We start from the raw sequence: 13,859 nt of genomic DNA, 5'->3' as shown, positions 1-13,859 counted from the left end.
TTCTTCGACGGGGGAGGGTCGTGAACGTGGCAGAACCCACCGTTCCGGCACGTGTGGTGGCCGCGGAGCGGATCGCCGCGGAGATGGCGTTCACGCGGAGCTGCACTCCTCAAGTGGGCAGACTGCTCGCCCTGGCCGCCGCTTCGAAGCCCGGCGGGACCGTCGCGGAGAGCGGCACCGGAGCGGGGGTCGGCACCGCCTGGCTGCACAGCGGCCTCGGTGGTGCGGGCGCGCGTCTGGTCACGGTGGAGCGTGACGAGGAACTGGCCCGCCGGGTGGCCGGGGTGTTCTCGGACGACCGGCGGGTGAGCGTTCTCACGGGCGACTGGCGCCTTCTGGAGCGGCACGCCCCCTTCGACGTCTTCTTCTGCGACGGCGGGGGAAAACGGGCCGACCCGCAGCGGGTCGTCGAACTGCTCGCCCCCGGCGGCCTCCTCGTCATGGACGACTTCACCCCCTCGTCCGACTGGCCGCCCCGCTACGACGGCGAAGTCGACGAGCTCCGGCTCTTCTATCTCACCCACCCCCTCCTGCGGGCCGCCGAGATCCTCACCGCACCCTCTGCCTCGGCGGTCGTCGCGACCCGGTGCCCGTAGCGCCGCGAGCGGACGACGGGTCAGGGACGGGCCGGTGACGTGCGGAAACTACACTGGACGAGGGTTTTCGGCCGCCGTGCGCGGTCGAGGGTGACGGGGGGCGGTACGTGTGGTCGAGCAGTACCGGTCGGCCCTGCTCGACAGGGTGAACCCGATGGGGATCTCGCAGCGCGGGACGGGGGCGATACTGGTCCGGTTCCTCACCTCCCTGGACGAGCACGCCGCCGAGTGCGGTCCTGAGGAACTGGGGCGGCTGGGCGCGATCGCCCGGGACCTCGCCGCCGTCTGCCTGGCCGAGCACGCCGACGCCGCCCGGGAGGTCGACGAGGGCGCGCAGGCACCGGCCCTGCTGGAGCGGGTCAAGGCGTTCATCGAGCACAACCTCGACGACCCCGACCTCGCGCCCGGAACGATCGCCGAGCGCCACCACATCTCCCTGCGCTCGCTGCACCTGCTGTTCCGGCACGAGGACGAGAGCGTCAGCAGGCTGATCCGCCGTCGCCGCCTGGAACGCTGCCGCGCCGACCTCGCCCGGCCGGAGCTGGCCCACCACTCGGTGCGGGACCTCGCCGCCCGCCGGGGCTTCCCGAACGCGTCCGCGTTCGGCCGGGCCTTCCGCGAGGCGTACGGGCTGACACCGCGCGAGCACCGGCGGCGGAGCATGTCGGGCGCGCTTGCGGATCGCTGAGCCCACCGCGCCGGACATCACCCCACCGGTCCGGGTCCGGCAGGCGTCGCCCCGGGCCGGTGGCTAGCATGGGAGTCGCCGGAACAACGGCAGGAATCCGAACCAACGGCAGGAATCCGGGCCAGTTCGACAGCGAACGGCCCGCCCCACAGGTGGTCCGTCGGCAGTCGACGTGCGGACACGCCCCGGAGGGACAGTGATGGCCGCTGCTCCCACCGGCGGATCCTCGCGCTACCTGGTGCTGGCGGCGATGATCTTCGCCGTCGCGATGACCTTCATCGACCAGACCATCGTGTCGATCGCCGTGCCGAACATCCAGTACGAGCTGAAGCTGACCAGTACGGGCGTGCAGTGGGTGGTCAACGCCTACCTGCTCACCCTGGCGGCGTTCTTCGCCTTCGGCGGCCGGCTCGCGGACACCGTCGGCCACCGCAGGATGGTGGTGCTCGGGGTGGTGGTCTTCGCGGGCGCCTCGGCCTGCTGCGGCCTCACCCCCACCGGGAGCCTGGCCGAGGCGTGGCTGATCACCTTCCGCGCCGTCCAGGGCTTCGGCGGCGCCATCATGTTCCCGGCCGCGCTGGCGATCGTGGTGCAGAACTTCGCACTGCGCGAGCGGGGCCGGGCGCTGGCCCTGTTCTTCGGGATCGCGGGCGGTCTGACCGCGATCGGACCGGTCCTCGGCGGCTACCTGACCGAGTGGACCTGGCGTGCCATCTTCTGGGTGAACCTGCCGGTGGCCGCCGTCGCGCTGGTGCTGGTCGCGATCTCCAAACCGGTGACGGAGAGCCGCCCGGCGCCGATGGACTACCGGGGCGTCGCGCTGATCGCCGGCGGTGTCGCCCTGAGCGTCTTCGGGTTCCAGCAGTCGCAGGTCTGGGGCTGGTCCAACCCGGCGATCGGACTCTGCATCGCGGCCGGAGCCGGGCTGCTGGTTGTTTTCGCGTTCGTCGAGAAGCGCACCGCCTCGCCGCTGATCAAGGTGGACATCTTCCGCATCCGCGCGTTCACCGTGCAGAACCTGGTGCTCGGCATCTCGATGCTGGTCTTCGTCCCGGTGTTCTTCTTCTCCAGCGAGTACGCGCAGATCGCGCTGGGCGACTCCTCCTCGGAGGCCGGTGTCTTCCTGCTCTGGTTCTTCATCGGGTTCGTGATCGCCTCGCAGATCGGCGGCCGGATGCTCGACCGGGGCGGCGCCAAACGCCCGGTGGTGATCGGGTGCGTCCTGGCCGCGATCGGGTTCCACCTGTGGGCGGGCGACGCGACCTCGTTGAGCTTCGGCGAGCAGCAGTGGGACGTCGTGCTGGCCGGCGCGGGCATGGGCTTCATGCTCTCGCCCGCCAGCACGGACGCCGTCAACCGGGCCTCGCGCCTGTCCTACGGCGAGGTCGACCCGCTCGAACTGGCGACCGCCCTGACGGAGGCCGTGCGGGCCTGGCTCGGGGACGCCGCGTCGGACGGAACGGGAAGGCCCGGGACCGTCTACGTGTGGCACGACGACCAGGCGGCGCAGCTGCGAATGTCGTTCGTCTCGGGTGGACGCGACGACATCCCGTTCGGGGTGCCCCTGGTGTTCCTCGACCGGCCGCACGACATCGTCGACGACTTCCTCGCAGGGGCATACCGAAGGCCGGGCGATCCCGTGAAGATCTTCGCGCGTGAACTGGCGGACGAGGCACGGACCGCTCCCGATCGGTCGGACCGGGGCTGGCCGTCACCAGGTGCGGCACGGTCGTGGTGACGGGCGCGGGGCCGGTGTCGTGGACCGGTCCGGCAGCAGGGCGTGGACGGTCTTGCCGCTGCCCGCGTCGAGCGTCAGGGTCAGGCTTCCGGTGAGGGCGGCGACCAGGAGGAGTCCTCGGCCGTGGAGGTTGTCCGAGGAGAGGGGAATGACGGTGGGTGGCGTCCGGCTGGTGTCGCCGACGTCGATGCCGAGGGCGTGCCGGTAGGAGATGAGAGTGAGGAGCCCGGGGCCGTCGGTGTGCTGGATGACGTTCGAGGCGAGTTCGGTGACGACGAGCAGGGCGTCGGCCAGGAGGGCACGGTCGTCGGGGCGGGTGCGGCGCAGGAACGTCCTGGTGGTCGCACGGAGTCCGGCCATGCACTGGGCGTCGTTGGGGAAGGACAGGCAGATGCTGTCCGGCGAAGGGTGGGGGTGGGTGGAGAGGATCGGCGGGGGCTCGGTCGTGGTGTTCATGGCCGGCGGGTCCTTCGGGTCCCGTCCGTCGGGTGGGGCGGGCGGCGGTGGCGTGGTGCGGGGGTGAGGGGCGCGGCCGCCGGGGCGGGGGCCGCGGTCGGCGGCGCGCGGTCGGGCCGGGACTGCCGGCCCGACCGGCGACGGGGCGTCAGTGCCAGCAGTTCCAGTAGCCGTCGTGCCAGACCTTCTCCCAGTGGGCGGGCTGCCAGACGTTCTTCCAGCCGGCGCTGTGCCAGACCTGGTGCCAGTAGCCGTCGTGCCACTGGTGGTGGCCGTCCCACCAGCCGGGGTGTCACTGGTTCTGCCACGAGCCGGAGTGCCAGGCCTTCGACCACTGCCCGGAGACGAGCTTGTTCTCCCACCAGCCGGGGTGCCAGGTGCACGTGCCATGGCCGTGCTGATGCGTCTGGACGGTCGACGCGGCGACCGTCGTAGGGGCCGCGGAGGCCGAGGTGGCGGTCGTCAGGGCGGCGCCGCCGGCCAGCAGGGCGCCGGCCATGGCGACGGCCAGCGGGCGCCGGATATGTGTTGCGCGCATGGTGGTACACCTCCTTCCTGAGACGTGGATCGGGTGGAGTGGAGGGGCCGACCGGTCGTCGGGGGCTTCCCGGGACCGGGCAACCTTTCTGTCCCTGATTCGCCGCGGTGGCCGGGGCGGATTGCCCGGCTCCGGAACCCAGTTGGGCACGACCCTCGGGCCCGGGGGAGGGGAGGAAGCGGCTCGGGCGGGCGGGGACAGCGGTTCGGTGGCGGGTCAGGAGCCGGGTATCAGCACCGTGTCGACGAGGCGGACGGTGGCATCGGCGGTCTGCACGTTCCCGCACGGGACCTCGGCGGATCCGTTGACGGTGAGGTCGGGGGTGCTTTGCGCGGCGGTGACCTCGTCGGTCTCCAGGGTCTTGTGAGCACCGGTCAGGGCGGCGGCCACCGGCCCCGGGGCGGCGGCGATCACGCCCAGGTGGTGGGGATCCAGGCAAGGAGGACCGTCCTGTCCCACGTACCGAAGGAGCGCACCGCCCGCTCCTTGACCGCCGTGGGCGCGAGGTCGACGGTGGCCGGGCCGATCGCGACCACCGGGGCCGGCTGCGGGCGGACGGAGGCCGCGGTCGCTTCCCCCGCGGCGACGCCCCGGGCGGACGGCGGCGATGCCGCATGCCATCCGGACCGGCAGCGTGGCGGCCGGGGTCGACTGCCGGACACGGAGAGTGGTCGCGCCGTTGCTCACGTCCGGTGGTCGGCGGATCCGCCGCGGCGGACGGGTGAGCCGTCCGGCTTCATCCGAGCGGGTGACCGGGACGGGGGATCCGACCGAGGGCAATCCGCCGGGCCGTCGGCGGCGAATAACGTGCGAGCGACGAACGACATCCACCGTCCCTACCAGCCGCCGGGAGGCCGACATGCGGGCCGTACCCGACCGTCCGGCCGGCGCACGACCGCGGAACGTCCGTCCACCGGTCCGCAGGTGCCGCGGGCACGGGAGGCGGCCGAAGTGAGCTCAGTGGTGTTCCTGCGCGGTCGGCCCGAGCCGCCGCCCGACCTCAAGGCGGTGATGGAGCGCGTCTCACGGGGCGACCACCAGGCGTTCGCCCGCCTGTACGACGCGGTGGCGGGGCCGGTCTTCGGCCTGGTGCGCCGGGTCCTGCGCGACGAGGCCCAGTCGGAGGAAGTGATGCAGGACGTGATGCTCCAGGTGTGGCGCGGTGCGGCCCGGTACGACCCCGCCCGCGGCGACGTGATGCCGTGGGTGATGACCATCGTCCACCGCCGCGCCGTGGACCGGGTCCGGTACTGCCGCGCGTCCGCCGACCGTGACCGCGCGGCGGTCGCCGGCGCACAGGACACCCCGTTCGACGACGTCGCCGAGCGCGCCGAGACCAACCTCGACCACCAGCAGGTGCGGCACTGTCTGCGCGGTCTCACCGACCTTCAGCGCGAGTCGGTCCTGCTGGCGTACTACCAGGGGCTCAGCTACCGGGAGGTCGCCGAACGGCTGCACACCCCCTGGGCACCGTCAAGACCCGCATGCGGGACGCCCTGATCCGGCTGCGCGACTGTCTGGGAGTCGGATCATGACCACCCCTGCCGACGGCAACCTCCACCTCCTCGGCGGCGCCTACGCGCTGAACGCCGTCGACGACGCGGACGAACACGCCGCCTTCGAGGCCCATCTGAGCGGCTGTCGCACCTGCGAGGAGGAGGCTGCCGGTTTCGGCGCGTCCCTCGCCCGCCTCGGGGTCGCCCGGACCCTCCCGCCGCCGCCCGAACTGCGCGACCAGCTCCTGGCCCGACTGCCGTACGAGCACCAGTCGCTGTCTTCGTCGCCTTCGCTGTCTTCGTCGCCCTCGCCGCGGTCCGCTGCCCCGTCGTCGCCGGCCCGCCGTCGGCCCGCCTCGCGCCGGTGGCCCCGGCTCGCCCTGGCGGCCTCCCTCACGGCGGCCACCACGCTCGGCGCCCTCGCCGTCCAGCAGCACGAGCAGGTACAGCACGAACGCGCCACGGCGGAGCAACTACGGGTCCGGCAGGCGGCCTTCGGCGAACTGCTGACGGCGCCCGACGCCCGTGTGATCACCACCGCCGGGCCCGACGGCCACGGGACCGGAACCGTCGTGTGGTCGGCCAGCCGCAACCAGGCCGGCTTCCTCGCGGCCGGACTCCCCGCACCCGCCCCCGGCCGCGTCTACGAACTCTGGCTCGACCACGGGGGCACCCTCGCACCCGCGGGCCTGCTACCGGACGGCGACGGCGCGCTCCTCCTCACCGCCCCCCTCGACGGGGCCCGCGCCGTCGGCGTCACCGACGAGCCCGCCGGGGGATCGGACCGCCCCACCACTCAGCCGGTCATGGCCCTGCAACTCGGCCGGACCCGCACCGCCTGAGTGGCGGAGCCGTCGACCGGTCAGCGCAGGCCGGCGAAGAGGTCGTTCTCGGGAAGCGCGGCGCCGGTGGTGTCCTGGACCCGGACGAAGGTCTCCACACCCATCAGCTCGGTGAACTTCTCCTTGCCCATCTTCAGGAAGAAGATGTTCTCGCCCTGGCTGGCGTGGGCGGCCAGGGCGTCGAACTTCTGGCCGCCGAACCCGGTGGTGTCGACCCAGGTGGTGATCTCCTCGTCGGGGAGGCCGATCTCGGGCAGCTCCGACTCCTCGGTGCCCGGCTCGTCCCAGTCGCCGCCGAGCTCGCGCATGACCTCGCCGAACCGCGCCATCATCGAGCGCGGGGCCGTCGTCCAGTACAGCTTCGGCGTCGCGCCGGCCAGCTCCAGGGCCCTCGACGTGATGCGGTTGGCCTGGATGTGGTCGGGGTGGCCGTAGAAGCCGTTCTCGTCGTACGTCACGACCACGTCGGGCCGGTACGTCCGGATCAGCTCGGCGAGGCGGGCGGCCGCCTCGTCCACCGGCGTCGTCCAGAACGAGCCGGGCGCGTCGTTGGCGGCCCAGCCCATCATCCCGGAGTCCCCGTAGTCGAGCATTTCGAGGTGGCCGACCTTGAGGACCTCGCAGCTGGCCTCCAGCTCCTGACGGCGCATCGCGGCGACGGCCGCCGGGTCGTGCCCCGCCTCGCCGGGCTTGACACCTCCCGGACCGTCTCCGCAAGCGCCGTCGGTACAGGTGACGAGCACCGTCCGGATGCCCTCGGCCGCGTAGCGGGCGAGCACCCCGCCCGTACCGGTGGCTTCGTCGTCGGGGTGGGCGTGCACGGCCATCAGCGTCAGGGGCCGGTCGGTCATGGGAATCGTCCTTCGGTCTGCCGAGTGTTCGGCCTCAGTGTGCGGCACGGGTCCGACAGCGGACGGCTCACCGTGCCTCTGATCGACTGTTGGGAACGACGGAGCCGCTGCCCCTATTCCGGTGCGGCCGGTTGTCGTGCCTCCGTTGCGCCTGCCCGTTCGGCGGCCCGTTCCCGCAGGCTCAGCCGGTCGCTCGGCGGAGGCCGTCGAGGATGAGGTCGAGGCCGAATTCGAACTCGTCGCCGTAGCTGTAGCCGGGTCGCATGACGTGTGCGGTCGCTATCTCCGTGAGGTACGGGTACTCGTCGTCGCCGAGGCCGTCGAGGATGCTGTGCGCGAGTTCGGCGGTCTCCTGGGGGGAGTCGAAGGGGAGCGTCTTCTCCTGCAGCGCGAATCCGTAGATGTAGCTGTCCAGGACCGAGACGGCGTGGGCGGTCAGCGGGAGGGAGAAGCCGCTCCGGCGCAGGCAGCCGAGGACGGCGTCGTGGTGACGCAGGGTAGCCGGTCCCGGGGTGGAGCGGGACTCCATCAGTCCGATCGCCCAGCGGTGGCGGGACAGCGCGAGGCGCATGGAGAGGGCCCGCTGCCGCATGGCCCGGTGCCAGTCGTCGCCGGGGGCGGGCAGGTCCACCTCGCCGAACACCAGGTCGACCATGCCGTCGAGCAGGTCGTCCTTGTTGGCGACGTGGTTGTACAGGGACATCGCCTCGACCCCGAGGGCCTCGCCGAGCCTGCGCATGCTGAGCGTCCCCAGGCCGCGGGCGTCGGCGAGCTCGACGGCGGCCTGCAGCACGCGCTCACGGGTGAGCGCCCGACGCTGGGGCTGTGGCGCTTGTGGCGGCTGCGGGGGAGTGCGGGGGGTCACTGTCGGCGGTCACTTTCTGTCATGCGTCTCGGTGCTGACGGCGTTGACGAGCTTACGCCGTAAGTGCTGTACTTACGGCGTAAGTCACCTGCTTACAGCGTAAGTGGGCGAAGCGAGGAGGCAGGAGCGGTGACCATGGGGAAGACGAGCGGGCCGGTCGCGACCACCGGCGGGACCGGGACGATGACGGCCGTCGTGCAGGAGCGCTACGGCACCGAGCCCGAGGGCGTGTTCCGCACGGCGAGCATCGCCCGGCCCGCCGTCGGACCGGGCGAGGTGCTGGTGCGGGTCCTGGCCTCCAGCGTGGACCGGGGCACCTGGCACATGATGGCCGGGCTGCCGTACGCGGTCCGGCCCGTGAGCGGGCTCCGCGGGCCGAGGCTGCCCAACCCCGGTCGTGCCGTCGCCGGTGTCGTCGAGGAGGTCGGCCGCGACGTGGCCGGGTTCGCGCCCGGCGACGAGGTCTACGGCACGGCCGTCGCGGCCTTCGCCGAGTACGCCGCCACCCGCCCCGACCGGATCGCGCCCAAGCCGGCCGGACTGAGCTTCGAGCAGGCGGCGACGGTCCCCGTCAGCGCGCTCACCGCGCTCCAGGCGGTCCGTGACCGGGCGATGGTCCGGCCGGACCAGCAGGTCCTGATCACCGGAGCCGCCGGCGGCGTGGGGACCTTCGCCGTCCAGATCGCCCACTCCCTCGGCGCCCGGGTCACGGCCGTCGCGAGCACCGCCAAGCTGGACGCGGTCCGGGCCCTCGGCGCCGACCGCGTGGTCGACTACACCCGCGACGACTTCCTCGCCGGCCGGCGGCGCTACGACGCCGTCGTGGACATCGCGGGCAACCGCACCCTGCGCGATCTGCGCCGGGCCCTCACACCGCAGGGCAGGCTCGTCATCACCGGAGGCGAGACGAACGGCCGCTGGCTCGGCGGCACCGACCGTCAGCTGCGGGCGCAGCTGCTGTCCCCGTTCGTCGGCCAGCACCTGGGCACCTTCATCGCCTCGGAGCACGCCGACGGGCTGCGCGACCTGACCGCCCTCATCGAGGCGGGCACCCTCGCCCCCGTCCTCGCCGCCGTCCACCCCCTCACCGAGACCGCCACCGCCGTCCGCCACCTCCTCGACGGCCGGACCACGGGAAAGCTCGCCCTCACCGTTCCCGCTCCGTGACGCCACCGCTCCCGCGCGGCTCCGGCATCGTCCGGCCGGAGCCGCGTCCGGCCCCGATGCGCCCTCCTCCGCCGACCCGCTCCCCGGGGGTGGCGCGGGTGAATCAGCGCTGACGTGCAACCTTTGCGGCCGTGCGGGGGTGAGTAGGGCGGAGCGGCGGTCCGGTGGGGCCGTCGCGCGGATCGCGGAGAGGAATGGGATGACCGCGAGTGCAATACCCGTGCCGGTGGAGGAGCGGGCCCGGTCGGTCGCGGAAGCGGCGGCCGGACCGCCTTCCCGGGCGGCTGCCGGGGAGGGGTCGGGGTCCGGTGTGCGGGAGCTCGGTTTCGAGGGGTTCGCCGCCACGCGGTGGCGGCGGCTGGTGCGTACCGCCTACCTGCTGACGGGCGACCACCACGAGGCCGAGGACGTGGTGCAGGCGACGCTGGCGAAGGTGTTCCGGAGCTGGGGCCGGATCAGTCGGCTGGACGAGCCGGACGCCTACGTCCACCGGGCGCTGGTGAACAACAACCTGACCCGCCACCGGCGGCGCCGGGTGAGGCAGCTGCTGGTGCCCGTCCTGCCCGAGCGGGCGCACAGTGCGGGGGCCGGCCACCGCGATGTCGAGGAGCGCTCGGTGCTGCTCCAGGCGTTGGCGGAACTGCCGCCGCGCCAGCGGGCCGTTGTCGTCCTGCGCTACTGGGAGGACATGAGCGAGAACCAGGTCGCCGAGGTGCTCGGCTGCTCGGCGGGCAATGTGAAGAGCCAGGCCAGTCGGGGGCTGGCGAAGCTGCGGGGCCATCCGGCGCTGGCCTCGTACGCGGTGGGGTCCGGTTCGACGATCGAGGGCACGAACGGAGACAACGGGTGATGGACACCGAGGACATGGTGCGGGGCGCGCTGCGGGAGGAGGCGGCCGGGCTCGACGTGGGGGACTGGTCCGCCGGGGCCGTGCAGGTCCATGTGCGCCGGCAGCGGCGGGGCCGCCGGGTGGCGTTGGGCGTGTCCGCCGTGGCGGCCGCGCTCGTGGTGGTGGGCGGAACGGGCGCGGTCCTGTCGGTGCGGGACGGGGTCCGGGCCGTGGCGCCGGCGTCGCAGCCCTTGCCGGCACCGGCCGGGCCGGCGCCCGAGGCCGTGGTCGTGGAGCCCGGCCAGCAGCTGTCGCTGGGCCGCGAGAACTGGTGGATGCGGCTGAACGACCAGGAGGTCTGCATCCACGACGAGCCCGCGTACAAGACCGGTCCGGGCTGCGGCGGGCACTCCTGGGCGTTGGGCGCGACGGAGATCACCATGCAGTACTACGGATTGCCGCCGCAGGGGCGGGAGGGCTTCTACAACCTGGTGTACCAGGGGCCCGGGCGGGTGGCCTCGATGGCCATCGAGGTGGACGGCCAGGCGCACTGGGTCACCGTCGCCTCGCTCCCCGGGAGTCCGGGCTTCGCCAGCGGCTTCTTCTGGGGGCCTGCCCTCAAGGAGTCCGGCACCCCGAGCGAGTACCCGCCCGGCGGCGTCCGGTTCGCCGCGTACGACGCCGAGGGGAGGGTGCTGGCGAGCAAGACACTGGCGCCCTGATCCGGTACCGGCCGCGCCGGGTCCCGGTGCCCGGCCCGTGCCTCGGACGGCGGATCCGCTACGGCCGACCGCGTCCGGGGCCCGGGCCGGGCCGGTCGGTGCTCGCCCGTCGCACCCGGACCGAGGCGGCGTCGACGATCGCCGAGGTCCAGTCCGGCTCGCCGCAGGCACTCCGCCCGGTCGGTACGGCCCCGTGCAGTCGGCACCACAGCCCGGCCCTCGTCCAGGCGGAGAAGCGCCGGTGCGCGGTGGCTGGCGAGACCCCGAACGTCGGTGGCAGGTGCCGCCACGGGCATCCGCTGGTCAGGACGTACACCACCGCGGCGAACACGGCCCGCTCGTCCAGCGGCGCGGTGCCACCGCCCTGGCGACGCGTCGCGAACGACGGCAACAACGGCGCGACCTGGTTCCACAGGCCGTCCGGGACCAGCCTCTGCGACAGATCGGCGCCCACGGAGCAATGATGCCCGCCGCTCACCCCGGTCCCACGTGATTATTGTCATGAACGTTACGAATATTGCGGTCGTGTCCGACGGGCGGACGGGCCGGTGGCGTGGATTCCGGCGGCGTGGACTCCGGGGGCGGTGTGCTCCCGGTCAGCGCCGGTTCAGCCACCCGGCCGCCTCCGTGGCCCAGTAGGTGAGCACGATGTCGGCGCCCGCGCGGCGGATCGCGGTGAGCGACTCCAGCACCGCGCGGTCCCGGTCGATCCAGCCGTTCGCCGCCGCGGCCTCGACCATCGCGTACTCACCGGAGACCTGGTAGGCGGCCACCGGCACGTCCGAGAGGTCCTTGACCGCCCGGAGGACGTCCAGGTACGCCGTGGCCGGCTTCACCATGATCATGTCGGCGCCCTCGGCCAGGTCCAGCCGGGCCTCCCGCAGGCCCTCCCGGGCATTGGCCGGATCCTGCTGGTAGGTCTTTCGGTCGCCGACGAGCTGCGAGTCGACCGCCTCCCGGAACGGTCCGTAGAAAGCCGACGCGTACTTGACCGCGTAGGCGAGCACGGCCGCCTCGGCATGGCCCGCCCCGTCCAGCGCGGCCCGGATCGCGGCCACCTGACCGTCCATCATGCCGCTCGGCGCGACGACGTGCGCCCCGGCCTCGACCTGCGCCACGGCCATCTCGGCGTAGATCCGCAGCGTGCGGTCGTTGTCCACCCGGCCGTGCTCGTCGAGCACCCCGCAGTGCCCGTGCTCGGTGAACTCGTCGATGCAGACGTCCCCGATGACCACTGTCGCGTCGCCCACCTCGGCCCGTACGTCGCGCAGCGCCGCATTGAGCACGCCGTCCGGGTCGAGGCCCCGGGAGCCGTCCGCGTCGTACTCCAGCGGGATCCCGAAGAGGATCACACCGCCGACTCCGGCCTCCACGGCTTCGACGACCGCCTTGCGCAGGGAATCGCGGGTGTGCTGGACGACACCAGGCATCGAGCCGATCGGGACCGGTTCGGCGGCGCCCTCCTTGACGAACACGGGCAGCACCAGGTGGCGCGGCTCCAGACTGGTCTCGGCGACCAGGCGTCGCAGGGCGGGGGTCCGCCGAAGCCGTCGCGGGCGCTGTTCCGGAAACACCGATGTCCTCCTGGGGATCGACCTTACCCCAGCCTACGGCCGCGACGGCGACCGGCCGGACGCCACCACCGAAGCGCCGCAACCGAGTTGGGCGCACGGGGTGAAGACGCGCCCGGTCGGTCCCCTGCCTGCCGCGCCCACCCGCCCCGGACCCGTCCTTCGACCACGACCGGCCAAGTTCTGAACAGCGACAAGTACTTGGCGCGATCACAAGCTCCGTGCACGTTTCCCGCCTAGGCTCATTCCCGGACATGAGGGAGTGAATCTGTGCGAACCGAGTTAGAACCCGAGATCGAGACCACCGACAAGCGGGCCGTCCGGCACGCGCTGCTGATCGCGCTGGCGAACGGGATCGGCTATCTGCCGTTCGCCCTGACCATCCCGATCCTGCCCGGGCACGTCACCGGCCGACTGCACGGCGGCCCGGCCGAGGTCGGCGCGGTCATCAGCGGCTACGCGGTGACGGCGCTGCTGGCCCGCCCGGTGTCGGGGGTGCTGATGAACCGGCTCGGCACCCGGGCCCTGACCATCGGCGGAACGCTGCTGGCCGCGCTCGCCACGGTCTGCTACCCGCTCGCCGGGTCGATCACCGAACTCATCGGCCTGCGCATGCTGCTGGGCGTCGGCATGGGCGTGATGCTGGCCGCGGTCGGGGTCTGGCCGGTGCAACTGGTCGCCAAGGACCGGCAGGGCTGGGCGCTGGGACTGGGCGGCACGGTGAACTACGTGGCCATCGGCCTGGGCGCGCCGCTGGGTTCCCTGATCGAGCACCTGGTGGGCACGGCGACCACCTTCGTGATCTCGGGACTGGTCGCCCTGCTCGTCGTCCCCATCGCCCTGTACGTGCCCGAGGTGGGACTCTCCTCGACCTCGGAGCGGGCCGACGTCGAGCAGGGCCGGGCCGCGCTGCTCGGTGTGGTGCTGCCCAGCGTCGCGCTGATCTTCACCGCGTTCGGCTTCGCGGCCGTCTCCAGCTTCGCGGTCGCGAAGTTCGACGCCCTCGGCATCGCCGGGGGAGCGGTCGTGGTCACCGCCTACTCCCTGACCGTGGTGCTGCTGCGGGTGGCGGGCAGCTGGATCCGCTGGGAGGCCACCCGACCGGTGGAGCTCGCGGGCCTGTTCCTCGTCGAGGCCCTGGGGGTCGCGCTGCTCGGGGTGGCGGACGGCCTCGGCCTGGGCGTGGTCGGCGGCGTTCTCATCGGCGTGGGCATGTGGCAGATCTACCCGATGCTGGGCCTGTTCGTGGTGCGCTCGGTCAGCGAACGCCGGCGCGCCACGGCGCTGTCGACCTTCGGCGCCTGCTTCACCGTGGGCCTCGCGGCCGGAAGCGGCTCCCTCGGACTGGTCGCCGGGGCCGCCGGGTACCGGACGATGTTCCTCGTCTGCGCGGCCTGTGTCGGCCTGGGCCTGCTGGTGGCCGTGGCCGCGGCCCGGGTGGCCCGGATCGACTGACCCCGCCGGCTCCGTTCCGGTGCCGGCGGGGTGAGTGCGCGTCGG

General features: G+C 73.0%; 16 protein-coding genes and 1 pseudogene. 9 read left to right on the top strand and 8 right to left on the bottom strand.

The features are described from left to right. Nucleotides 1–83 precede the first annotated feature (83 nt). The 3 genes from OG715_RS02220 (at nt 84) to OG715_RS02210 (ending at nt 3,022) form a co-directional block, all read left to right on the top strand. Entirely contained in the window at nt 84–596 is a 513-nt protein-coding gene (locus OG715_RS02220; protein ID WP_407661083.1) for an O-methyltransferase, read from the top strand. Between the two features lie 154 nt (nt 597–750). Then, nucleotides 751–1,284 carry a helix-turn-helix domain-containing protein gene (locus OG715_RS02215; protein ID WP_327063786.1) on the top strand — a complete coding sequence of 178 codons (534 nt, stop codon included), beginning with the start codon at nt 751–753 and terminating at the stop codon, nt 1,282–1,284. A gap of 199 nt (nt 1,285–1,483) precedes the next feature. Continuing rightward, nucleotides 1,484–3,022, top strand: coding sequence for an MFS transporter (locus OG715_RS02210; protein WP_327063785.1), 1,539 nt, complete (start codon nt 1,484–1,486; stop codon nt 3,020–3,022). Here OG715_RS02210 and OG715_RS02205 read toward each other — a convergent pair. The 4 genes from OG715_RS02205 to OG715_RS02190 all read right to left on the bottom strand — a co-directional run bounded on the left by OG715_RS02205 (nt 2,996) and on the right by OG715_RS02190 (nt 4,552). Continuing rightward, a complete protein-coding gene (locus OG715_RS02205) occupies nt 2,996–3,478 on the bottom strand; it encodes an ATP-binding protein (RefSeq protein ID WP_327063784.1) in 483 nt (160 codons plus the stop codon). The genes OG715_RS02210 and OG715_RS02205 overlap by 27 nt on opposite strands. A 292-nt stretch (nt 3,479–3,770) precedes the next feature. Continuing rightward, nucleotides 3,771–4,016: a hypothetical protein gene (locus OG715_RS02200; RefSeq protein WP_327063783.1), complete on the bottom strand. Its 246-nt coding sequence runs from the start codon at nt 4,014–4,016 to the stop codon at nt 3,771–3,773. Nucleotides 4,017–4,232: 216 nt separating this feature from the next. Next, the gene (locus OG715_RS02195; RefSeq protein ID WP_327063782.1) at nt 4,233–4,430 is read right to left on the bottom strand and encodes a hypothetical protein; all 198 of its coding nucleotides are present in this window, start codon (nt 4,428–4,430) and stop codon (nt 4,233–4,235) included. Next, nucleotides 4,427–4,552 carry a hypothetical protein gene (locus OG715_RS02190; RefSeq protein ID WP_327063781.1) on the bottom strand — a complete coding sequence of 42 codons (126 nt, stop codon included), beginning with the start codon at nt 4,550–4,552 and terminating at the stop codon, nt 4,427–4,429. The genes OG715_RS02195 and OG715_RS02190 overlap by 4 nt, the downstream gene beginning before the upstream one ends. 415 nt (nt 4,553–4,967) lie before the next feature. On the opposite strand from OG715_RS02190, the pseudogene sigK reads away from it, so the two are divergent. Together sigK and OG715_RS02180 are read left to right on the top strand one after the other, a co-directional pair. Next, nucleotides 4,968–5,551 (top strand): annotated as a pseudogene (sigK, locus tag OG715_RS02185) (ECF RNA polymerase sigma factor SigK). Continuing rightward, nucleotides 5,548–6,354 (top strand): anti-sigma factor, encoded by an 807-nt coding sequence (locus tag OG715_RS02180; protein WP_327063780.1) that lies wholly within the window; start codon nt 5,548–5,550, stop codon nt 6,352–6,354. Before sigK ends, OG715_RS02180 begins: the two are co-directional and overlap by 4 nt. Nucleotides 6,355–6,374: 20 nt before the next feature. Here the strand turns inward: OG715_RS02180 and OG715_RS02175 are convergent, their stop codons facing one another. Both OG715_RS02175 and OG715_RS02170 read right to left on the bottom strand, forming a co-directional pair. Next, nucleotides 6,375–7,205, bottom strand: a complete 831-nt coding sequence (locus OG715_RS02175; protein WP_266309067.1) for a PIG-L family deacetylase — start codon at nt 7,203–7,205, stop codon at nt 6,375–6,377. Nucleotides 7,206–7,386: 181 nt separating this feature from the next. Further along, complete coding sequence (locus OG715_RS02170) at nt 7,387–7,998, bottom strand: TetR/AcrR family transcriptional regulator (RefSeq protein WP_327063779.1); 612 nt, start codon at nt 7,996–7,998, stop codon at nt 7,387–7,389. Between the two features lie 207 nt (nt 7,999–8,205). Between OG715_RS02170 and OG715_RS02165 the strand changes: the two genes are divergently transcribed. From OG715_RS02165 to OG715_RS02155, 3 genes are all read left to right on the top strand, one after another. Next, nucleotides 8,206–9,237 carry an NAD(P)-dependent alcohol dehydrogenase gene (locus OG715_RS02165; RefSeq protein ID WP_327063778.1) on the top strand — a complete coding sequence of 344 codons (1,032 nt, stop codon included), beginning with the start codon at nt 8,206–8,208 and terminating at the stop codon, nt 9,235–9,237. Between the two features lie 199 nt (nt 9,238–9,436). Then, nucleotides 9,437–10,087 (top strand): SigE family RNA polymerase sigma factor, encoded by a 651-nt coding sequence (locus OG715_RS02160; protein WP_327063777.1) that lies wholly within the window; start codon nt 9,437–9,439, stop codon nt 10,085–10,087. Beyond that, nucleotides 10,087–10,788, top strand: a complete 702-nt coding sequence (locus OG715_RS02155) for a hypothetical protein (RefSeq protein WP_327063776.1) — start codon at nt 10,087–10,089, stop codon at nt 10,786–10,788. The genes OG715_RS02160 and OG715_RS02155 overlap by 1 nt, the downstream gene beginning before the upstream one ends. Before the next feature lie 58 nt (nt 10,789–10,846). Here the strand turns inward: OG715_RS02155 and OG715_RS02150 are convergent, their stop codons facing one another. Next, nucleotides 10,847–11,242 (bottom strand): transposase, encoded by a 396-nt coding sequence (locus OG715_RS02150; protein ID WP_327063775.1) that lies wholly within the window; start codon nt 11,240–11,242, stop codon nt 10,847–10,849. 142 nt (nt 11,243–11,384) lie between these two features. Then, on the bottom strand, nt 11,385–12,362 hold the full coding sequence (hemB, locus tag OG715_RS02145) for a porphobilinogen synthase (protein ID WP_327063774.1): 978 nt from the start codon (nt 12,360–12,362) through the stop codon (nt 11,385–11,387). A gap of 267 nt (nt 12,363–12,629) precedes the next feature. Here hemB and OG715_RS02140 point away from each other — a divergent pair, with 267 nt between their 5' ends. Continuing rightward, complete coding sequence (locus tag OG715_RS02140; RefSeq protein ID WP_327063773.1) at nt 12,630–13,814, top strand: MFS transporter; 1,185 nt, start codon at nt 12,630–12,632, stop codon at nt 13,812–13,814. Nucleotides 13,815–13,859 lie beyond the last annotated feature (45 nt).

The sequence above is a fragment of the Kitasatospora purpeofusca genome (assembly GCF_036010405.1).
GTDB classification, from domain to species: Bacteria; Actinomycetota; Actinomycetes; order Streptomycetales; family Streptomycetaceae; genus Kitasatospora; species Kitasatospora purpeofusca.
This window is presented reverse-complemented; position numbering and strand designations above follow the sequence as displayed.

Coding starts and splice junctions, on each gene's coding strand:
- OG715_RS02220 (WP_407661083.1), top strand. CDS start 84: ATGGCGTTCACGCGGAGCTGCACTCCTCAAGTGGGCAGACTGCTCGCC.
- OG715_RS02215 (WP_327063786.1), top strand. CDS start 751: ATGGGGATCTCGCAGCGCGGGACGGGGGCGATACTGGTCCGGTTCCTC.
- OG715_RS02210 (WP_327063785.1), top strand. CDS start 1,484: ATGGCCGCTGCTCCCACCGGCGGATCCTCGCGCTACCTGGTGCTGGCG.
- OG715_RS02205 (WP_327063784.1), bottom strand. CDS start 3,478: ATGAACACCACGACCGAGCCCCCGCCGATCCTCTCCACCCACCCCCAC.
- OG715_RS02200 (WP_327063783.1), bottom strand. CDS start 4,016: ATGCGCGCAACACATATCCGGCGCCCGCTGGCCGTCGCCATGGCCGGC.
- OG715_RS02180 (WP_327063780.1), top strand. CDS start 5,548: ATGACCACCCCTGCCGACGGCAACCTCCACCTCCTCGGCGGCGCCTAC.
- OG715_RS02175 (WP_266309067.1), bottom strand. CDS start 7,205: ATGACCGACCGGCCCCTGACGCTGATGGCCGTGCACGCCCACCCCGAC.
- OG715_RS02165 (WP_327063778.1), top strand. CDS start 8,206: ATGGGGAAGACGAGCGGGCCGGTCGCGACCACCGGCGGGACCGGGACG.
- OG715_RS02160 (WP_327063777.1), top strand. CDS start 9,437: ATGACCGCGAGTGCAATACCCGTGCCGGTGGAGGAGCGGGCCCGGTCG.
- OG715_RS02155 (WP_327063776.1), top strand. CDS start 10,087: ATGGACACCGAGGACATGGTGCGGGGCGCGCTGCGGGAGGAGGCGGCC.